The sequence below is a fragment of the Kitasatospora sp. MBT66 genome (assembly GCF_000710405.2).
GTDB classification, from domain to species: domain Bacteria; phylum Actinomycetota; class Actinomycetes; order Streptomycetales; family Streptomycetaceae; genus Kitasatospora; species Kitasatospora purpeofusca.
On sequence record NZ_JAIY01000006.1, the window covers coordinates 419,108 to 438,649 of the forward strand.

Sequence of the window (19,542 nt, forward strand, 5' to 3'; positions counted from 1 at the left end):
CCGGCCCCGGCCGCCGGAACCGCCGAAGGCTCCGCCCCGCCCACCGGCTGCGCCCCGCCCGCCCCGCCGTCCTCCGCCACCAGCGGCCGCCCCTCCCGCACCGCGTCGAACAGTGCCCGGGCCCGCTCCTTGTCCCAGAGCACCGTCGAGCCCCAGCCGGCGACCGGGTGGTCCACCGAGGCCAGCGGCACGGTCACGAAGTCGGCCCGCCCGGCCGTCAGCTCCTTCATCCGGGTCGCCAGCGTGATCAGATCGTCCGCCGAGAGCCCCTTGTCGGCCTTGACCGAGGCGAGCAGGCTGTCGGTCGCCCGGGCCAGCCGGACCGGGCTGAGCAGGACGCCGCCACTGGTCAACTGGTGCAGCAGCTGCGCGACCAGCTTCTGCTGCCGGCGCATCCGCCCCAGGTCGGAGCTGCCGTCCACGTGCCGGGCCCGTACGTACTTGAGCGCGCCGGCGCCGTCCAGGGTGCTGGTGCCGGCCGGCAGGTCGAGGCCCGAGTACTCGTCCTTGAGCGGTTTGGCGGTGCAGACCCGGACTCCGCCGACGGCGTCCACGGCGGAGACGAACCCGGCGAAGTCGACCTGGAGGTAGTGGTCGATGCGCAGCCCGGTGTTCTGTTCCACGGTGGCGACGGTCAGCTGCGGGCCGCCCATCCCGAACGCGGCGTTGATCTTGCCCTTGGCAGCCGGGACCGTCCGCCGGGTGGCCGGGTCCCGGTGGGCGGGGATGTCGACATAGGAGTCCCGGGGAATGCTGATCACGCCGGCCCGGGAGCCGTCACCGGAAAGCTGGACGATCATCATCGTGTCGGTGCAGTGACAGGATTCCCCCCCGGCGTGCAGCACCGTCTTGAGCGTCTTCTCCGGGATTCCGTCGCGTTCGTCGGTGCCCACCACCAGGAAGGTGGTGGAGCCGTCGTCGGCCGGCCGGGCCCGGTCGTTGCTGAAGGCGTCCACCCGGTCGATCGACCCGATCCCGTGCAGTACCGCCCAGCCTCCGCAGGAGGTGACGAGGACGCTGAACGCGATGCCGGCGGCCAGTCGACGGGGCCAGAAGCGGCGCCGCTCCGAGGGGCCGCCGGACCGTTCGAGCGGCTCACCGGAGCGTTCGAGCGGGTCGGCGGACTGTTCGAGCGGGTCGCCGGCCGGGTCTTCGGACTGGGCGGAACGGGGGGAGACGGGCATCTCTCGGATGGTAGGGGCGCCCTCGGCCGGGCCGGGTGAGGGCGCGCCGTGGCCGGGGAGTACGGTGGGCCCCGACCGGCGAAACGTTCCTCCGTGCGCCCCACCGGCGACCCCGGACAGCTGCTACGACGGTCCTTCGCACACCCCCTGCCCGCCCGGGCGGAGACGCCCAGACCGGGACAAGACGACACCCCGCCCGCACCGGTACGGTTGGCCCCGATGAACACCAAGGCTGCTGAGGAGCTGCCGGCGGTCTCCGTGATCATGCCGGTGCTCAACGAGGAACGACACCTGCGCACGGCCGTCCGGCACATCCTGGAACAGGACTACGCCGGGTCGATGGAGGTGGTGATCGCCCTCGGTCCGTCCACCGACCGCACCGCGCAGATCGCCGCCGAACTCGTCGCCGAGGACCCCAGAGTCCGGACGGTGGAGAACCCCACAGGGCGTACCCCCGCGGGGCTGAACGCCGCCATCCGCGGTTCCCGCCATCCGATAGTGGTGCGCGTCGACGGCCACGGCCTGCTGACCCCCGGCTACATCACCACGGCGGTCCGGCTGCTCGGCGAGATGGAGGCCGCCAACGTCGGCGGCATCATGCACGCCGAGGGCGAGACCGAGTGGGAGCACGCGGTCGCCGCGGCGATGACCTCCAAGATCGGTGTCGGCAACGCCGCCTTCCACACCGGCGGCCTGGCCGGTCCGGCGGACACCGTCTACCTCGGGGTGTTCCGGCGCGAGGTGCTGGAGCGCCTCGGCGGCTACAACGAGGAGTTCGTCCGCGCCCAGGACTGGGAGCTCAACTACCGGATCCGCCAGGACGGCGGCCTGGTGTGGTTCACCCCCCAGCTGCGCGTCACCTACCGGCCCCGGCCCACCATCAAGGCCCTGGCCAAGCAGTACAAGGACTACGGGCGCTGGCGCCGGGTGGTCACCCGCTACCACCGCGGCTCGGTCAACCTGCGCTACCTCGCGCCCCCCACCGCCTTCGTCGGGGTGACGCTCGGACTGCTGCTCGGCCTGGCCGTCCACCCGGCCTTCCTGGCCCTGCCCGGCGTCTATCTGCTCGGCATCGCCGGCGGTGCGCTGAAGGAGGGGCGCGACCTGTCGCCCAAGGCGAAGGCGCTGCTCGCGGTGGCCTTCGCGACCATGCACCTCAGCTGGGGCTTCGGCTTCCTCACCTCGCCCCGTTCGCTGGCCCGCAGGGTCATCGGCAGCCGCGCCCCGTCCAGTGCGGACGTGGTGGCCGAGCGCGGCTGATCACGCCCGCACACGGCTGAGCACGGCTCGGCACGGCTCGGCACGGCCGAGGCACCATCCGGCCAATCCCGCGGACCCGCCCTCCCGTTCCCGCGCCCGACGCTATCGTCGGGCGCCATGGGGACAGTCGAGGGCGGGTCCGCCGCCGTTTCCGAGGGCTCCGTTTCCGAGGGCTCCGGGGCCCGGGTCGAACCCACCGCCGATGTCGACGGGCGCGCCGTGCTCGGCGCCGGGACGACGGTCTGGCACCTCGCCCAGGTCCGCGAGGACGCGGTGATCGGCGCGGACTGCATCATCGGCCGCGGCGCCTACGTGGGCCCGGGGGTGCGGATCGGCGACCGGGTCAAGCTGCAGAACCACGCCCTGGTGTACGAGCCGGCGGTCCTGGAGGACGGCGTCTTCGTCGGACCGGCGGCGGTGCTCACCAACGATCTCTACCCGCGCTCGGTCGACGTCGACGGCCGGCTCAAGCGCGGCGAGGACTGGCATGCCCGAGGGGTGACGCTCCGCCGTGGCTGCTCGATCGGCGGCCGCGCCGTCCTGGTCGCCGGGGTGACGGTGGGCCGCTGGGCCCTGGTCGCGGCGGGCGCGGTGGTGCACCGGGACGTTCCGGACTTCGCCCTGGTGGCCGGGGTCCCGGCCCGTCGGATCAAGTGGGTCGGCCGGGCCGGCGAACCGCTGCGACCGGCCGGAGCGGACCGCTGGGTCTGTCCGCGCACCGGCGAGGAGTACCGGGAGCACGACGGCCTGCTCGTCCCGGTCGAACCCGAGCCCCTGGTCGAACCCGAGCCCCCGGTCGAACCCGAGACCCTTGCCGAATCCTCGGAAACCGGCCGCTGAGCGGGACTACTTCGCGCAGGCGTCGATGTCGTCGCCCTGGACCCGCTGGAGGTCCTTCGGAGCCTCGCTCGGCACCGCGGCGGGCGTCGCGGCGGCCTGGGCGGCGGCCGCCGCCGGAGCGTCCTTGCCGAGCACCAGCACCAGCCCGTCCCGGGCGCCCAGCTTCGGGTCGGCCTTGACGGCCTCGGCGGGCAGGCCCAGCGCGGCGGCCAGCGCCGCCGCCTCGGCGGCCTTCCCGGCCGGGTGGGCGATCGAGGTGGCCGTCGCGACGGGCGCGTTCGCGGCGGTGGCGGCCTTGGCGTAGCCCTTCGCCACCAGCCGGTCGACGGCCTGCTGCGCCTGCCCGGGCGTCCCGCTGCCGTTGCGCACCGTCACCCGCAGGTCCTTCGCGTCGACCGCGGCCGCGGCGGTCGACGCCGCACCACCGGGCGCGGCCGGAGCCGCCGGAGCGGCCGGAGCGGACGTGGCCGCCGGAGCCGCCGGAGCGGACGCCGCCGGTGCCTCCGGGGCCGCCGCCCCCGCCGCGGGCTCGGTCAGCGAGCGGTCGCCGCCGACCATCGAGAACAGCTGGGCGGCGTCCGGCTGCTTGAGCACCAGCCGGTTCTCGTCCGCCGGGTCGTCCTGCACCGGCACGGTGGCGAAGGTGATCTTCCCGCTGTCGACCTTGCTCAGGTCCAGCGCGAGGTCCTTCAGCTTGTCCACACTGCCGATCCCGGAGTCCACGGTGAGCGCCTTGGTGGCGGAGTCCGCGAGCTTCCACAGCTTGGCCGGGTTGGTCAGGGTGTCGCTGCTCTTGATCGAGCGGATCATCGAGCCGATGAACTGCTGCTGCAGCGGTATTCGGGTGAGGTCGCCGCCCAGCCCGACGGCGTGCCGGGTACGGACGAAGGCGAGCGCCTCGTCGCCCTGGACGACGTGCCGGCCCTTGGCCATCCGCAGGTGCGAGTCCGGGTCGTTGATGTCCTTGGCCGCGCACACCTCGACGCCGCCGACGGCGGTGGAGAGCGTCTTGACGGCGTCGAAGTTGACCATCACGAAGTGGTCGACCCGGATCCCGGTGACCTTCTCGACGGTCTTCCAGGTGCAGCCCGGATCGCGGCCCTCCTGGCCGAGGCTGTTGTTGAACATCGTGCGCGCCGTACCGGGGATGGCCTTCCCGTCCGGCGTCCGACACTCCGGGACGGGCACCATGAGGTCGCGCGGGATGCTGAGCGCCGTGGCGTTGCTGCGGTCCTTGGCGATGTGGAACAGCAGCGTGGTGTCCGCGTGCCCGGCGCTGCCCTCGTCGCCGTACTCGCGGCCCAGGCCCTCCCGGCTGTCGGTGCCGATCACCAGGATGTTCAGGGCGTCGGCGACCGGTTTGGGCCGCTCGGCCTCGTTGCCCAGCTGCACCTTGACGGCGGTGATGTTGTTGTTGAAGTGCTGGTACGCGTAGTACGCGCCGCCGCAGCCGGCCACCAGGGCGAACGCGGCGAGGCCGCCGGTCCACTTCAGCACCCGACGGCGCCGGGTGCGCCGGGCGGTCAGGGCCCGGCGCCGGGCGGCCCGGCCGCCGGGGTGCGGGGGTTCGGCCGCGGCCTCGGCCGGGGTGTGAAGTCGCTGGGCGGGGATGCCCCGGGCGGGGTCGGCGGGGTGCCGGTCGGCGCCCGCCCCTCCGTCGTGGATGTCCTGCTGCACGGGTGCTCCCCTCCCTCCGGCCGCTCCTCGGCCCGGCGCGCGAAATGCGCGACCGACTCGGACACCCTAGACGAGCCGGATGACGGAATTGTTCCGAGTGTGATCTCCGCCATGGTTTCCGGAGGGAATTCCGCGGCCGAATGCGGGGCCGGGAATTTCCGGGGAGAACCCCTCCAAGATCATGTTCTGTGTACGGAACAGTGATCGTGTCCAGGCTCAATGCACCGCGCAGGCGTCCACATCGGCGGTCCGCCCCTCGAAGGCCGCCGGGCCGCTCGCGCCCGGTGACGGCGACGGTCCAGGGGTCCCGGCGGCCGAGGAGACCGACGTCGGAACCGAAGCGGAAGCCGACGCCGAAGCCGACGCCGAAGCCGACGCCGACGACGGGACCGCCGACGGGACCGGCGCGGCCGAGGGCGCCACCGTCGGCCTGGTCCCCACCGGAGCGGCGGACGGACTCGACCCCGGCGGCCGCACCTCCACCGGCCGGTCGTCCCGCAGCGCCGCGAACAACTGGGTGGTCTGCGGCTGCACGAACTCGTCCCGGTCCGAGTCGAACCGGTACGGCCGCCGAGGCGCCGTCAGGAAGGTCACGTCCGAGGACGGGATCCCGCGCAGGTCCTGGGTCAGGTCGTACAGCTCGCCCAGCGAGGACAGCCCGCCGTCCGCCTGCACCGAGGAGGTGGCGGCGTCCAGCACCGGCCACAGCTTGGTCGGGTTGAGCAGCACGTCCTGCGACTGCACCTTGCGGATCAGTGCCGCCAGGAACTGCTGCTGACGCCCCATCCGCTGGGTGTCGCTGCCGTCCCCGAGGGTCTCCCTGGCCCGGACGTAGCCGAGCGCCTGCTCGCCGTGCAGGGTCTGCCGCCCGGCCGCGAGGTCCAGCTTGGCGTCCTTGTCGTGGATCGGCTGCGGGACGCACACCTCGACCCCGTCGACGGCGTCCACCATCCGTTTGAAGCCCGCGAAGTCGACGATCACGTAGTGGTCGATCCGGATGCCGCTGAGCTGCTCCACAGTCCGGATCGAGCAGGCCGGGCCGCCGGTCTCGAACGCGGCGTTGAACTGCATCAGCGTCGGCCGGCTGCGGGTGCCGTCCGGCTTCTCGCAGGCCGGGACGCTCACCATGACGTCGCGCGGGATGGAGACGGCGGTCGCGTGCCGCCGGTCGGCCGCGAGGTGGAGCAGGATCGTGGTGTCCGAGCGCTGGCCGCCGGCCGCGCCGTAGGTGGCGTTGGCGCCGGTCCGGTCGTCGCTGCCGATCAGCAGCAGGTTCTCGGCGCCCCGGGCCCCGGCGGTCCGGCTGGGGCGCTCGGCCTCCAGCCGGGCCAGCAGCTGGTCGGTGGTGGAGTCGGTGCGGATGTTGCCGTCGAGCTTGCGGTAGGCGACCCAGAGCAGCGTGCCGCAGCCGACGAGCAGGAAGGCGAGGACGCCGGCGGTGACGATCAGCCACCGCCGGCGCCGGCGTCTGCCCCCGCCAGGAGCACCGGGAGCACCGGGTGTACCGGGAGCATCGGGACCACCGGGCGCGCCGGGGGACCCCGGGTCCGCCGGGCCCCCCGCCCCGGCGGCGCCGTCCGGCCCGTCCGGCGGCTGTCCCGTCGGCGGCTGTCCGTTCGGCGTCCGCCCGTTCGGCGGGAGCCCGGCCCGCGGGGGTTCGGTTTTCGGGTGTTCGGTCGGGGGGTGCTCGGTGTCGTCCTCGGCCATGGCAGGGATCCCTACCCGCCCGGCCGGGGCCGGGGGTTACCCGAGGCGCAGTGTCACCCGTTCGGATTCGACCCGCTTCTCCCACTGCTCGGCGTCCAGGCCGTCCGCGTTGCGGCAGAGCACCACCGACGCGCCGGCCGCCAGCGGCGCCAGCAGCCCGGCCTCCAGCCCGGACCAGTCGTCGAAGGAGAGGGTGGAGAGCACCCGGTCGCCCGGTCCGAGGCCGAGCCGGGCGGCGCCCTCGCGGGCCAGCTGGACGGTCTGGTCCCCGGTCAGCTTCAGCGGCAGGCCGTCCACCACGGTCTCCAGCGCGGGGGCGTCCGGGGTGACGGGGGAGTAGGGGGCGAACCGGTCTCCCTGTCCGGGCACCTCGGCCGCGTAGTCCAGGAAGCCGTCCGGGCGCTGGGGGAACCGCCCGCCGAGCGGCCGCAGGGCGAGCGCCACCCGCTCGCCCTCGCAGGCCTGGGCGGCCTCCAGGCCGTCCGGGCCGCTGACCACCAGGTCGGCGGCGGCCGGGTCGCCGGCCGGGACCGCCGCGACCCCGACCGACCAGCAGGCGAGCAGCCAGACGGCGCTCTGCCAGTGGGCCGGGAGGAGCAGCGCGGCGCGGTCGCCCGGACCGGCGTTGAGTTCGTCCTGGAGCAGGTTGGCGGTCTTGGCCACCCAGTTGTCGAAGGTCCTCGCGGACAGCTCCACGCGTTCGCCGGTGGCGTCGTCGTAGAAGGTGACCAGTGGGGCCGCGGGGTCGACCGAGGGAGTGCCACCTCGCAGGTAAGCGTGCAGCAGCTCGACGGGGGTGCGGGCATCGGCAGCGAAAGGCGAAGTCATGGTGCGCCCCAGCCTACGGCCTTCGGGTGGACGTCCGGGAGGGGTGGCGGAAGGGTCGCGGGGTGGCGTGGCGCCCCGCCCGGAATCCCGTGAACATCCGGGTTATGCGCATCTCTCTCCGTGCCCTCCGCGGCCGCCCGCCCGTCGTCCTGCTCGCCGTCCTCGCGGCCGTCCTGACGCTCCCGTCGATCCCCGCCGAGGCCCGGGCCGGTGCCGGGGCGCCGGTGGCCCGCCCGGGGGCGCCGGGTCCGGCTGGCGGCGGCTCCGTCACCTCGCTCCCGCTGACCGGGGGGCGGCTGCTCGCCGGGCGCACCGCCCGGCGGTTCGACCTGCTCGGCGTCGGCTGGGACGGTCCGGCGCGGGCGCTCGCCGGGGGCACCGTCAAGGTCCGTACCCGGGACGCCGCCACCGGCGTCTGGAGCGGCTGGCACGAGCTGGAGACCGACGGCGAGGACGGTCCGGACGCCGGGGCCGACACCGCCGCCACCACTGCGGTCACCGCCGCCGGCCGTGCGCCGCGCGGTGCCACCGCACCGCTGTGGACCGGCCCGAGCGACGGTGTCGCCGTCGAGGTGACGCCCGGTCCGGCCGGACCGCCGCCCGGACTGCGGGTGGAGCTGGTCGACCCGGGGGAGGGCGTCCGCTCCGCCGGCGCGCGGACCGTGCCCGCCGAACCGCCTGCCGCCGGACCGGCGGACGGCGGTCGCCGGACCGGACACCACCAGGCCCCGCGCCCGGAGATCGTCACCCGGGCCGGCTGGGGCGCGGACGAGTCGATCCGCGAGCCCGACTTCGTGTACACCGGACCGGTCCGGGTGGTCTTCGTCCACCACACCGCGACCACCACCGAGTACGCGTGCTCCGACGCGCCCCGGGTGATCCGGGCGATCTACCAGTACCACGTGCAGAGCAACGGCTGGCGGGACATCGGCTACAACTTCCTGGTCGACCGCTGCGGCACCGTCTACGAGGGCCGGGCCGGCGGCACCGACCTGCCGGTGCACGGCGCGCACACGCTGGGCTTCAACACCGACTCGGCGGGCGTCGCGGCGATCGGCACCTTCGTCACGGACGTCCCCCCGGCGGACCTGCTGACCGGGGTGGCCCGGATCGCGGCCTGGAAGCTCGGCCTCACCGACCAGGACGCGGCCGGGAGCACCCGGATGGTCTCCGGCTCCGACGGCAGCCTCTACCCGGCGGGCACCGGCGCGGACTTCCAGGCCGTCTCCGGACACCGCGACGCCTTCAACACCGAGTGCCCGGGCGACGCCCTCTACCCGAGGCTCCCCGAGCTGCGCACCGAGGCGGCGCGGCTCCAGGGCCGCTGACGCCCCGGCCGGGCCCGCCCTACTCCGGGCCCGGCCCGCGCCCGATCAGCGCCCGCAGCTCGGCCGTCAGCGCCCGCGCGAGGTCCGGCCGCTCGTCGTACCGGGCCGGGGTGGCCTGCATCAGCGCGATCCGCCAGCCGGCGCCCGCGTCGACCGCGATCACCGTGTGCAGCGCGTTCAGCGCGGGATCGAGGTCCTCCGCGTCGTCCGGCACCAGGCCCGCGACCGCGTCCAACTGCGCCACCCGCGGCCCCAGCGCCCGCACCCGCCGGACCTTGGCGACGAACTCGGGCGTCGGGCGGCCGGTGAAGATCCGTCCCAGTTCGGCGGCCATCACCGACCGGCCGCCGTGCCGGGTGCCGTCGAAGCCGATCAGCTCGCCGTCCACCGCGAACGGCCCGGCGAAGGCCGCGCCGTCCCGCAGGTTCCACCCTTCGAGCACCCGGTGGTAGAGGGACCGCACGGCACTCTCGTCACCGGCGGACAGCTCCGGCACCCGCGTATCGTTCATATCCCCATGGTCGGCGGACGGTGCAGGAGGTGCACGGCGGTGAGCGGGACCTCGACGGGCGGGCGCGCGCCCCGGGCCGCGGCCGCGGAGGTGCCTGCGGAGGTGCCCGGCCCCGGGAGCTCCGACACCGGGAGTCCCGACGCCGGAGCCGTCCGCCACTGGCGGCCCGGTTTCCCGCTGGACGTGGCCCGCACCCTGCTGCCGCTGCGCCGGGGCCCGGCCGACCCGTCCTACCGGAGGACGGCCGACGGCGCCCTCTGGCGGGCCTCCCGCACCCCGGGCGGCATCGGCACCCTGCGGGTGCTGGCCCGTCCCTCCGAGGGCGTGGTCGAGGCGACGGCCTGGGGCCCCGGCGCGCAGTGGCTGCTGGACGGACTGCCCGGCTTGCTCGGCGACCGGGACGACCCGGCGGGCCTGGTCCTGCCGGCCGGCCCGCTGCGCGAGGCGCAACGCGGCGCGGCGGGGGTGCGGCTGACCAGGACCGGCCTGGTCCTGGAGTCCCTGGTGCCGGCGATCCTGGAACAGAAGGTCACCACCGGCGAGGCCTACCGGGCCTGGTCCACCCTGCTGCGCGCCTTCGGCACCCCGGCACCCGGCCCGGCCGAGGGAATGTGGGTGGCACCCTCGGCCCGCGAGTGGTCGCTGGTGCCGAGCTGGGAGTGGCACCGCGCGGGCGTCGACCCGAAGCGCTCCGCGACGGTGCAGCGCGCCGTCCGGCTGGCCCCCCGGCTGGAGGAGGCCTCGGCGATGGGGCACGAGGAGTCCTTCGCCCGTCTGACCGCCGTCCCGGGCGTCGGTGTCTGGACGGCCGCCGAGACCCTGCAGCGCAGCAACGGGGACGCGGACGCGGTCTCGGTGGGCGACTTCCACCTGCCCAACACGGTCGGCTGGGCCCTGGCCGGCCGGGTCCGCAGCGACGACGCCCAGATGCTGGCCCTCCTGGAGCCCTACCGCCCGCACCGCCACCGCCTGTGCCGGATCCTGCTGTCCACCGGCACCCACGCCCCCCGCTTCGGCCCCCGCCTCACCCCCAACGACCACCGCCGCCGCTGAAACCGCCCGTTCGGGTGAACTGCACGTTCATCGGCGTACTACGGCGTAGTACTTGGCGTAGGCTGGTCGCATGGAAGCAACCATGCGGGAGCTGAACCAGCAGACAGCCAAGGTGATAGGAGCCGTCGAGCGCGGCGAGACCGTCACCGTGACCAAGGACGGCCGCCATGTGGCCACGATCCTGCCGCCGGACCTCGCCGAGCCCCGCTACCAGTTCCGGACGGACCCGATGGGTGACGAGATCGACGACATGCCGGTCATCAGCGGTGGTCGCCGGATTCTCGATGATCTGGACAGCGCGATGGAAGGGTTCGGAGAGTGAGCGCCGTCGCTGTTGTGGGCGACACCGGGGCCCTGCTCTCCTGCTACTCGCCAGCGGAAAAGGAGCACGATGCCTGTCGGGCGGCACTGCGCACGGTTGGACACCTCGTGGTCTCTCCGCTGGTCCTTGCTGAGCTGGACTACCTGGCCACCAAGTCACTCGGGGTCGACGGGGCCATGCGCATCCTCGACGACGTGATCGACAAGTGCGCCATCGGTCGCTACGAGGTGCCCGAAGTGGGCGCGCACCTTGGCGCGGCCAGGGCTGTGATGCGCAGGTATCCGACGCTCAACATGGGCCTGACTGACGCGATCAACGTCGCACTCGCTGCCGAGTTCCGCACCGACGCCGTGCTGACCGTAGACCGGCGGCATTTCCGCGCGATCCGGCCGCTGACCAACCACGAGGCCTTCCGGCTCCTGCCGGACGACCTCGGCTGACCGTCCCCGACCGGCTACCGCACCTCGATGAAGGCGTCCGCCGTGCGGTCCGGACGACTGCGGGGCGGTTCGGCTGGGCGGCCGACGGCGACGGCGCCCATCGGGTCCCAGTGCTCCGGGAGGTCGAGGACCTCGCGCACCGTGTCGCGGCAGAACATCGTCGAGGAGACCCAGGCCGAGCCGTAGCCCTCGCCGGCCAGGGTGACCAGCAGGTTCTGCACGGCGGCGCCGACGGCGACGGTGAACATCTCGCGCTCGGCGGCGGCCCGGCGCTCGTCCGGGTAGTCGTGCGAGCCGTCCATCACCAGGCACGGGACGACCAGGTAGGGGGCCGCGCGCAGGACGTCGCCGCGGGCGGTGCGGCGGGCGATCCTCTCCTCGTCCCAGCCGTCCAGCTCGGCGAGGTCGCGGCGCCAGGCGGCGAGCATCGCGTCCAGCAGCCGGGTCCGCACCTCGGGGGTCTCCAGCAGGACGAACCGCCACGGCGTGGTGTGGTGCGGCGCGGGCGCGGTGGCCGCGGCGGCGACCGCGCGCCGGACGGCGCCCGGGTCGACCGGTTCGGCGGTGAACGCGCGGACGGTGCGCCGCTGGGTGACGGCCTGCCGGATCGCCTCGGAGGTGCCGAGCCGGAACATGTCGTCGGCGGCGGGCCTGAGCAGCGGCCGGACGCCCTCGCCGTCCTCGGCGGTGACCAGGTGGCCGAGGCCGCGGACCACGGCGACCGGGGTGCCGGTGCTCTTGCCCTTCACCAGGTCGGCGGCGCCGGCCAGCTCGTCGGCGGTGGCGGTGACGGTCTGGAACAGCTCGTTGCCGTGCGAGTCGGAGCGCCCGCGGTGGTCGTCCAGGACGGCCAGGCCGGCGGCGCCGATGGCGACATCGGTGAGGCCGTTGCGCCAGGGCCGCCCGAAGGTGTCGGTGACGACGACGGCGAGCCGGCGCCCGGTGAGCTGCCGGAGCCGGGCGCGCAGCGCGCGGGCCGAGGCGTCCGGGTTCTCGGGCAGCAGCAGGACGGTGCCGGGCGCGGTGTTCGAGGCGTCCACCCCGGCGGCGGCCATGACCAGGCCGTTGCGGTTCTCGACGATCCGGATCGGGCCGCGCCGGGCGACCAGCCGGACGGTCTCGGCGTCGATCGCGGCCTCCCGGTCGGCGGCGTGCAGCAGCCGGCCCTCGGCCTTGCTGACCACCTTGGAGGTGACCAGCAGGATGTCGCCGTCCTCGTAGTCGGCGGCCTTGGCGATCAGCTCGGCGAGGTCGCTGTCGGCGTCGATCTCGGGCAGCCCGCCGACCGGGAGGATCCGCAGGCTCACCGGCGTACCTGCTCGGCGAGCGCCAGCGCGGCCCGGGCCATCTCGGCGGTGGCGGCGACGTCGGTCATCAGCAGCGGCACCGCCCGGCAGGCGATCCCGCCCGCCTCGACGGCGGCCACGGCGGCCTCGTCGACGGTGTCCACCAGCCAGCCGTCCACCAAGTCGGAGCCGTAGTTCAGCGCCACGGCCTCGGCGGTGGCCTCGACCCCGACGGCGGCGAGCACCTTGTCGGCCATGCCCCGCACGGGCGCGCCGCCGATGATCGGCGAGAGCCCGACGACCGGCGCGGAGGCGGCGGCGACCGCCTCGCGGATGCCCGGCACGGCGAGGATGGTGCCGATCGAGACGACCGGGTTGGACGGCGGGAAGAGGATGACGTCGGCCTCGGCGAGGGCGTCCAGCACGCCGGGCGCCGGCTTGGCGGTGTCGGCGCCGACCGGCACGATCGCCTCGGCGTCGACGGCGGCGTGCAGCTTGACCCAGTACTCCTGGAAGTGGATGGCCCGGGTGCCCTGCTCGTCGGTGATCCGGACGTGGGTCTCGACCCGGTCGTCGCTCATCGGCAGCAGCCGCACCCCGGGCTGCCAGCGCACGCAGAGCGCCTCGGTGACCTGGCTGAGGGTGTAGCCGGCGGTGAGCATCTGGCTGCGCACGAGGTGGGTGGCGAAGTCCCGGTCGCCGAGCCCGAACCACTCGGGGCCGACGCCGTACTCCTTCATCTCGGCCTTGATGGACCAGGTCTCGTCGGTCCGGCCCCAGCCCTGCTCCTCGTGGATGCCCCCGCCGAGGGTGTACATGACGGTGTCGAGGTCGGGGCAGACCTTCAGCCCGAAGAGGTGGATGTCGTCACCGGTGTTGCCGATGACGGTGATCTCGTCCTCGGGTCCGATGGCCTCCCGGAGTCCGCGCAGGAAACGCGCTCCGCCGATCCCGCCTGCCAGTGCCACGATGCGCATGCGCCCATCCTGCCACGCGCCGACGGGTCGTCAGCCCGACCCTCGACAACCGCGCCCGGAGCCTCAGTGGGCCTCGGCGGACGTCTGCGGGTGCTGCTCGGGGACGACGGCGGCCCCGTACTGGTTCATCTCGGTCAGGCCGGGGGTGTAGAGGTGGATCGAGACGGCGGGCTCCAGCGAGGCGTTGACCACCTCGTGCAGGTACCCGGGGGAGAAGACCCTCTGCCCGCCGGGGCGCAGGTCGCGCGACCCCGACCCGCTGGGGGTACCCCCGGCCGAAGGCTGGGGGAGTGTGAGGGAGCGCTCGACCAGCTCGCCGCGGACCACGCTCATCACGCCGGAGGAGGTGCCGTGGTCGTGGAAGCCGCTGCTCTGGCCGGGCAGCCAGCTGAGCAGCCAGACCTCGTAGCCGGGGCCGGTCTCCAGCCGGGCGTACCAGCGGGTGAGCGCGTCGTACCGGACCAGCGGCTCCCAGCGGTCCCGGTCGGCGGCGATCTCGCGGACCAGCCGGGCGTACTCGGCGACGGTGGTGGGGTGGGCGGGCAGGTCGGTGCGGGCGAGGTGCGGGAAGGCCAGCGGGTCGCCGGCGATGGAGACGTCGCTGAGGCCGTCGGCCCACGGGTGGCCGCCGGGCCGGGCGGCGGGGGCGGGTGCCGCGGGGCGGGTGGTGGAGGCGGCGCGGAGGCCGTGGAGAGCGAGCTTGCTGCGGTCGCGGTTCCGCTTGCGGATGCGGATCATTCGCACGGGAGTCGTCCTCGGAGGGCTGGTTCGTCAGGGGAGTCAGCCGGGTCCGGGATGTCCTGGGGCGGGAATCGCGGGCGGCCTCTGTGCTTCCTGGGCGGCGCGCGGCGGGACGGCGGGCGCCTAGATACAGCGGCAGGAACAGAGGCGACAACAGGAGTTCACGGCAGGGCGGAGCGCGGAACCGCTCCGGGGGCCGAGGAACTCTGACATAGGGAAAAGGACAACGCATCCGCAGGGCCGGTGTCAACTCGGGGAGAGCGGACATTCGGGTGAGATCGACCATGAACTACCCGATGGAGTGATAAATCACCCTCTATGTTTCGATGGGAAGATCGCCGGGAAGGCAGGGCGATGACCGGCCTGTGGCGGTGACCGCATGTCACCCGGCCCCCGGTCGCGAATGGTTCGTCGACTTTCGCGCGCAATCGGGCTAGAGGTCCCATGTGTCCGGTTATGTACACTATTCGTAACGGCTTGGTGCCAGGGAGTGAATCCCGACCCCAATACCAGAGCTCGGCTTGACTGGGCCAGAGTGACGCAACTGTAATTTCACTCGTGTCGTCGGCCGCACGAGGCAACGGCAACCACGGGGACGCCAATAGGGGCAGAGGAGGCGCGCCACATGAGCGAGCTCTTTGAGCTGTTGATCGGTGACGGCATCGAGGAGGAGGAAGAACTCGGCTGGCAGGAGCGCGCACTCTGCGCGCAGACCGACCCCGAGTCCTTCTTCCCGGAGAAGGGCGGCTCCACCCGCGAGGCCAAGAAGGTCTGCCTCGCCTGCGAGGTCCGCTCCGAGTGCCTGGAGTACGCCCTGGCCAACGACGAGCGCTTCGGCATCTGGGGCGGCCTGTCCGAGCGCGAGCGCCGTCGGCTCAAGAAGAGCGCCGTCTGACCGGGGTGGCCGCATCCCCCGGAACCTCCGGATCCCCAGGCTTCCCCGGATCCGCCGGCCGCGGCACCCCGACCGGCCGGCCCGCGCGAACAGCCCGCGACGGAGCGCCTCACCCCCCGTGGTGAGGCGCTTTCGCGTTCCCGGGCGGACACCGTGGACGGAGCCGACACCCGGAGCCGTTAGTGTGGTGCGCCATCCGGTTGCCGTTCACCGGCTGTGTCCACCGAGAACTGGGGCCCGCGCACTCGATGACCGTCTACAGCCACCAGAGCGGCTCCTCCGCCAGCAGGCCGCCCGCCTATCCGCGCCATCTGGTCACCGCCGTGATAGTCTCCCACGACGGCGCCCGCTGGCTGCCGCAGGCCCTCGCCGGCCTGCTCGGCCAGGATCGCCAGGTCCAGCGCGTCCTCGCGGTCGACACCGGATCCACCGACGACTCCCAGCGCCTGCTCGCCGAGACCCTCGCCGACTGGCTCCCCGACAGCGGCCCGACCGTGCTCGGCCGCCGGGCCGGCTTCGGCACCGCCGTGGCCGAGGCGGTCTTCAACAGCCCGCCGCTGCGCGCCGAGGACCTGCCCTACCGGCTCGACCCCTCCGGCTACGACCCGGTCACCGGCGGCTGGGACGACTTCGGCGACCCGCTCGGCGAGGAGGACGACCTCGGCCGGGGCGGCCCCCGCGAGACCACCCCGGTCGAATGGCTCTGGCTGCTGCACGACGACTGCGAGCCGCAGACCGACGCGCTGCGCCGACTGCTCCAGGTCGCCGACTCCACCCCCAGTGCCGCCGTCGTCGGCCCCAAGCTGCGCAGCTGGTACGACCGCCGGCAGTTGCTGGAGGTCGGCGTCAGCATCGCCCGCTCCGGCCGCCGCTGGACCGGGCTCGACCGGCGCGAGCAGGACCAGGGCCAGCACGACCAGGTCCGCCCGGTGCTCGCCGTCTCCACCGCCGGCATGCTGGTGCGCCGCGACGTCTTCGAGGAGCTCGGCGGTTTCGACCGGGCGCTGCCGCTGATGCGCGACGACACCGACTTCTGCTGGCGGGTCAACGCCGCCGGCCACCGCGTCGTGGTCGCCCCGGACGCCGTGCTCCGGCACGCCGAGGCCGCCAGCCGCGAGCGCCGCGCCATCGACTGCGGCCCCGCCCACCCGCACCGGGTGGACAAGGCCGGCGCCGTCTTCACCCTGCTCGCCAACTCCAAGGGCGTGCTCTTCCCCTACGTCCTGCTCCGGCTGGTGCTCGGCACCCTGCTGCGGGTGTTCGCCAACCTGCTCGGCAAGGACCCCAAGCAGGCCTTCGACGAGCTGGCCGGCCTCGGCCACGAACTCGTCCGGCTGCCCCGGCTGCTGGCGGCCCGCAAACGCCGCGGCCGCACCCGCTCCGCCGACGCGCTGGACGACCGCACGCTCTTCCCCGCACCCGGCGCCACCGCCCGGCTCGCGGTCGAGGGCGTCGTCGGCTCGCTCGGCATCGGGGGCGGTGACGACACCGGCGGCCGGCACGGCTCGGTCGAGGCCGGGCCGGGCGACGAGGACTCCGAGGACCTGGTCGTCGAGCAGTTCGCCCTGATCAAGAAGCTCGCCCGGCGCCCGGCGCCGGTGCTGTTCGCCGCCCTGCTGGTGTTCGCGCTGGTCGCCTGCCGCGACCTGCTCGGCGGCGGGGCCCTGTTCGGCGGCGCCCTGCTGCCCGCCACCGACGGCGCGGCCGGGCTCTGGTCGATGTACGCCGACGCCTGGCACCCCGTCGGCACCGGCTCCACCGCCGCCGCGCCGCCCTACCTCGCGGTGCTGTCGATCCTCTCCTGGATGCTGTTCGACCACGCCGACCTCGCGGTCACCCTGCTGGTCGTGCTCGCCGTCCCGCTCTCCGCCGTGAGCGCCTACCTGGTCTCCCGGCCGCTGATCGACTCCAAGCTGGTCCGCGCCTGGGCCAGCGCCACCTACGCGCTGCTGCCCGCCGCCACCGGTGCGCTCGCCCAGGGCCGGATCGGCACCGCCGTGCTGGCCGTGCTGCTCCCGCCGCTGGCCCGCGCCGCCGCCGTCACCGCCGGCCTCGGCATCCGCGCGGAGAGCGCCGCCAAGGGCGCCCGCCCCGGCTGGCGCTCCGCCTGGATGACGGTCCTGCTGCTCACCCTGGCCACCGCCTTCGTCCCGCTGGTCTGGGCCCTGGCGGTGCCGCTCTGCCTGGCCATGCTGGTCACCGCCGTGGTCCGCGGCGGGGCCTTCGGCTCCGGCGCCACCGCGCTGCGACTGCTCGGCCTGCGCGTCCTGGTCGTCCTCGCGGTGCCGGTCGGGGTGCTCGCCCCGTGGTCGCTGCAGGTGCTCTCGGACCCGCAGCGGCTGCTGCTGGAGGCCGGCCTGCCCGGTCTGCACGGCTCCGGGCCGACCTCGGCCGGGCTGCTGATGGTCAACCCCGGCGGCGCCGGGGTACCGCCGGTCTGGCTCTCCGCCGGTGTGGTGCTGGCCGCGCTGGCCGCCCTGCTGCGCGCCGACCGCCGCCGCGCGGTGCTGGCAGCCTGGGGCGCCGCCGGGGCCGGACTGGTCTTCGCGGTCGTGGTGGCCGGCACCTCGGTGACCCCCGCCTCCGGCGGTCCGGCCGTGCCCGCGTGGTCCGGCCCGGCCACCCTGCTGGCCGGTGTCGCCCTGCTGGCCGCCGCCGCGATCGGCGCCGACGGCGCCAATGCCCGGGTCGCCGGCATCGCCTTCGGCTGGCGCCAGCCGGTCGCCGCGCTGGTGGTCGCCGCCGCCCTGCTCGCCCCGCTGGGCACCGGCCTCTGGTGGGCCGTCACCGGCGCCGACGGCCCGCTGCACCGGGGCCGCGGCGCCCAGGTGCCCGCGTTCATCGCCGAACAGGCCGGCACCACCGACCGCTCCCGCACCCTGGTCCTCACCGGCGATCCGAAGGGCGGATCGGTCGCGTACACCGTGGTCCGCGGCTCCGGACTGACGCTGGGCCAGGCCGAGTCCACCGTCGACCCGGCCACCGGCACCACGGCCGGCCTGGACCGGACCGTCGGCAGCCTGCTGGCCGGCTCCGGCGCCGACCAGGCGGGCGCGCTCTCCCGCTACGGCATCGCCTACGTACTGGTCGACCAGCCGCTGATCGGCGCCTTCAAGGACGTCCTGGACACCACGCCCGGCCTGGTCAAGGCCAACCAGGACGGCGGCGCCGCGCTCTGGCAGGTCGACGGCACCCCCGCGACCCGGGCCCTGATCACCGCGCCGGGCACCGTCCCGGTGGTGGTCCCGTCCGGCCCGCGCGACATCGCCACCACCCTGCCGGCCGGTCCCGAGGGCCGGGTGCTGCGGCTCGCCGAGTCCGCCGCCCCCGAGTGGACGGCCACCCTGGACGGCACCGCCCTGGAGCGGGTCACCGTCGACGGCTGGGCGCAGGGCTTCAAGCTCCCCGCCGCTGGCGGCAAGCTGGTCCTCACCCGTGAGGGCAGCCTGCTGCACACCGGCTGGACCTGGGCCCAGCTGCTGCTCGGCCTGACCGTGCTGGTGCTGGCCCTGCCCGGCCGGCGCAACCACAAGGACGACGACCTGCCCGAGGACGTGGTCGCCGCCGCCGAGCTGGCCGCCGCCGCCCAGGCGCAGGCCCCGGTCCCCGGCAGCCGCCGGGCCCGCCGGATGGCCGAGCGGGGCGAGGGCGCCGAGAACGAGGGCCCGGATCCGGTCGACCCGGACGCCGGGGTGTACGAGGGCCGGCCCGGCCCGGCCGGGGCACAGCCGGTCGCCGAGCCGTCGACCGGAGCGGTCCTGGCGGCCGCCGCCGCGCAGGAGGCCGAGCCGTACGCCGACCCGTACCAGACGTACCAGCAGGCCGACCCGTACAGCTACGACCCGTACGCGCAGCAGCCGGTCGGCACGCCGTACGGCGGCCAGGGGTACGGCGGCCAGGACGGCTACCAGCAGCAGGGCTACCAGCCCTACCAGGGCGAGCAGCAGCAGTACGGCTACGACCCGTACCAGCAGCCCGAGCAGCAGCCCTGGGTGCCGGGGCAGCAGCAGGCCGAGCCCTACTACGAGCAGCAGGACCCGAACCGGCCGCACGACCCGAACCAGCCGCACGACCCGAACAGCCCGCACGGCCCGGGCCGGTACCCGCACCACCACGGATCGGGGAGCTGACCCGCGATGAAGAAGCCCGCCTTCAGGAAGAAGCCCGGCACGCCGGACACCGCCCGCGGTGCCGGGGGGACCGGCACCTTCGACGGCGCCCCGGCCGGCGCGGCCCCGGCGGCCCCCCGGGGCTCCGGAGCCGCCCGCACCACCCGGTCGCTGCTGGCCGCCGCCGTGGTGCTGGCGGCGGTGTTCGGCATCGCCGAGCTCCGCAAGCCCGCCGCCCCGGCGGCCGCCGACCGGGCCACCGCCACCTCGGCGCAGGTCGAGCGGACCGCCGTGGTCTGCCCGCAGCCGCTCCAGGGCCTCACCGGCGCCACCACGCTCACCGCGTACACCCCGCCGGGCACGGGCGCGGGCGCCGGTGACGGC

At 74.7% G+C, this 19,542-nt stretch carries 16 protein-coding genes and 1 pseudogene; 9 read left to right on the top strand and 8 right to left on the bottom strand.

Going from position 1 to position 19,542, the window contains the following annotated elements; translation table 11 throughout:
• Positions 1 to 1,184: LCP family protein (locus tag BI06_RS14410; RefSeq protein WP_051741029.1), on the bottom strand; the 1,184-nt coding region annotated here is incomplete at its 3' end.
• Positions 1,185 to 1,403: 219 nt separating this feature from the next.
• Between BI06_RS14410 and BI06_RS14415 the strand changes: the two genes are divergently transcribed.
• Together BI06_RS14415 and BI06_RS14420 are read left to right on the top strand one after the other, a co-directional pair.
• Entirely contained in the window at positions 1,404 to 2,444 is a 1,041-nt protein-coding gene (locus BI06_RS14415; protein ID WP_030398067.1) for a glycosyltransferase family 2 protein, read from the top strand.
• Positions 2,445 to 2,561: 117 nt separating this feature from the next.
• Positions 2,562 to 3,284, top strand: a complete 723-nt coding sequence (locus tag BI06_RS14420; protein ID WP_082558479.1) for an acyltransferase — start codon at positions 2,562 to 2,564, stop codon at positions 3,282 to 3,284.
• A gap of 6 nt (positions 3,285 to 3,290) precedes the next feature.
• Here BI06_RS14420 and BI06_RS14425 read toward each other — a convergent pair whose 3' ends face one another.
• The 3 genes from BI06_RS14425 to BI06_RS14435 form a co-directional block, all read right to left on the bottom strand.
• Positions 3,291 to 4,961, bottom strand: coding sequence for an LCP family protein (locus tag BI06_RS14425; RefSeq protein ID WP_149030376.1), 1,671 nt, complete (start codon positions 4,959 to 4,961; stop codon positions 3,291 to 3,293).
• A 216-nt stretch (positions 4,962 to 5,177) separates the two neighbouring features.
• Positions 5,178 to 6,668, bottom strand: coding sequence for an LCP family protein (locus BI06_RS14430; protein ID WP_063794969.1), 1,491 nt, complete (start codon positions 6,666 to 6,668; stop codon positions 5,178 to 5,180).
• Between the two features lie 36 nt (positions 6,669 to 6,704).
• Positions 6,705 to 7,496 carry a TIGR03089 family protein gene (locus BI06_RS14435; RefSeq protein ID WP_030398071.1) on the bottom strand — a complete coding sequence of 264 codons (792 nt, stop codon included), beginning with the start codon at positions 7,494 to 7,496 and terminating at the stop codon, positions 6,705 to 6,707.
• Positions 7,497 to 7,600: 104 nt separating this feature from the next.
• Here BI06_RS14435 and BI06_RS14440 point away from each other — a divergent pair, with 104 nt between their 5' ends.
• Positions 7,601 to 8,824, top strand: a complete 1,224-nt coding sequence (locus tag BI06_RS14440; RefSeq protein WP_051741030.1) for a peptidoglycan recognition protein — start codon at positions 7,601 to 7,603, stop codon at positions 8,822 to 8,824.
• A 19-nt stretch (positions 8,825 to 8,843) separates the two neighbouring features.
• On the opposite strand, the gene BI06_RS14445 is transcribed toward BI06_RS14440, so the two are convergent.
• Positions 8,844 to 9,335 (bottom strand): SgcJ/EcaC family oxidoreductase, encoded by a 492-nt coding sequence (locus BI06_RS14445; RefSeq protein WP_063764399.1) that lies wholly within the window; start codon positions 9,333 to 9,335, stop codon positions 8,844 to 8,846.
• Positions 9,336 to 9,374: 39 nt separating this feature from the next.
• Here BI06_RS14445 and BI06_RS14450 point away from each other — a divergent pair, with 39 nt between their 5' ends.
• From BI06_RS14450 to BI06_RS14460, 3 genes are all read left to right on the top strand, one after another.
• A complete protein-coding gene (locus BI06_RS14450; RefSeq protein WP_043468458.1) occupies positions 9,375 to 10,388 on the top strand; it encodes a DNA-3-methyladenine glycosylase in 1,014 nt (337 codons plus the stop codon).
• 70 nt (positions 10,389 to 10,458) lie between these two features.
• Positions 10,459 to 10,710 (top strand): type II toxin-antitoxin system Phd/YefM family antitoxin, encoded by a 252-nt coding sequence (locus tag BI06_RS14455; RefSeq protein WP_043468460.1) that lies wholly within the window; start codon positions 10,459 to 10,461, stop codon positions 10,708 to 10,710.
• A complete protein-coding gene (locus BI06_RS14460; protein ID WP_043468463.1) occupies positions 10,707 to 11,150 on the top strand; it encodes a PIN domain-containing protein in 444 nt (147 codons plus the stop codon). Before BI06_RS14455 ends, BI06_RS14460 begins: the two co-directional genes overlap by 4 nt.
• Positions 11,151 to 11,164: 14 nt before the next feature.
• On the opposite strand, the gene BI06_RS14465 is transcribed toward BI06_RS14460, so the two are convergent.
• From BI06_RS14465 to BI06_RS14475, 3 genes are all read right to left on the bottom strand, one after another.
• On the bottom strand, positions 11,165 to 12,457 hold the full coding sequence (locus tag BI06_RS14465) for a coenzyme F420-0:L-glutamate ligase (protein ID WP_043468465.1): 1,293 nt from the start codon (positions 12,455 to 12,457) through the stop codon (positions 11,165 to 11,167).
• A complete protein-coding gene (cofD, locus tag BI06_RS14470) occupies positions 12,454 to 13,413 on the bottom strand; it encodes a 2-phospho-L-lactate transferase (protein WP_043468467.1) in 960 nt (319 codons plus the stop codon). Before cofD ends, BI06_RS14465 begins: the two co-directional genes overlap by 4 nt.
• 63 nt (positions 13,414 to 13,476) lie before the next feature.
• A complete protein-coding gene (locus BI06_RS14475; RefSeq protein WP_233290153.1) occupies positions 13,477 to 14,157 on the bottom strand; it encodes a cysteine dioxygenase family protein in 681 nt (226 codons plus the stop codon).
• Positions 14,158 to 14,779: 622 nt separating this feature from the next.
• Between BI06_RS14475 and BI06_RS14480 the strand changes: the two genes are divergently transcribed.
• The 3 genes and pseudogenes from BI06_RS14480 to BI06_RS50750 form a co-directional block, all read left to right on the top strand.
• Complete coding sequence (locus BI06_RS14480; protein ID WP_030310813.1) at positions 14,780 to 15,049, top strand: WhiB family transcriptional regulator; 270 nt, start codon at positions 14,780 to 14,782, stop codon at positions 15,047 to 15,049.
• Between the two features lie 248 nt (positions 15,050 to 15,297).
• Positions 15,298 to 19,179, top strand: coding sequence for a glycosyltransferase family 2 protein (locus BI06_RS14485; RefSeq protein WP_051741034.1), 3,882 nt, complete (start codon positions 15,298 to 15,300; stop codon positions 19,177 to 19,179).
• Positions 19,180 to 19,185: 6 nt separating this feature from the next.
• Positions 19,186 to 19,542 (top strand): annotated as a pseudogene (locus BI06_RS50750) (hypothetical protein); the annotation flags it as partial.

Coding starts and splice junctions, on each gene's coding strand:
- BI06_RS14415 (WP_030398067.1), top strand. CDS start 1,404: ATGAACACCAAGGCTGCTGAGGAGCTGCCGGCGGTCTCCGTGATCATG.
- BI06_RS14420 (WP_082558479.1), top strand. CDS start 2,562: ATGGGGACAGTCGAGGGCGGGTCCGCCGCCGTTTCCGAGGGCTCCGTT.
- BI06_RS14430 (WP_063794969.1), bottom strand. CDS start 6,668: ATGGCCGAGGACGACACCGAGCACCCCCCGACCGAACACCCGAAAACC.
- BI06_RS14435 (WP_030398071.1), bottom strand. CDS start 7,496: ATGACTTCGCCTTTCGCTGCCGATGCCCGCACCCCCGTCGAGCTGCTG.
- BI06_RS14440 (WP_051741030.1), top strand. CDS start 7,601: ATGCGCATCTCTCTCCGTGCCCTCCGCGGCCGCCCGCCCGTCGTCCTG.
- BI06_RS14445 (WP_063764399.1), bottom strand. CDS start 9,335: ATGAACGATACGCGGGTGCCGGAGCTGTCCGCCGGTGACGAGAGTGCC.
- BI06_RS14455 (WP_043468460.1), top strand. CDS start 10,459: ATGGAAGCAACCATGCGGGAGCTGAACCAGCAGACAGCCAAGGTGATA.
- cofD (WP_043468467.1), bottom strand. CDS start 13,413: ATGCGCATCGTGGCACTGGCAGGCGGGATCGGCGGAGCGCGTTTCCTG.
- BI06_RS14480 (WP_030310813.1), top strand. CDS start 14,780: ATGAGCGAGCTCTTTGAGCTGTTGATCGGTGACGGCATCGAGGAGGAG.
- BI06_RS14485 (WP_051741034.1), top strand. CDS start 15,298: ATGACCGTCTACAGCCACCAGAGCGGCTCCTCCGCCAGCAGGCCGCCC.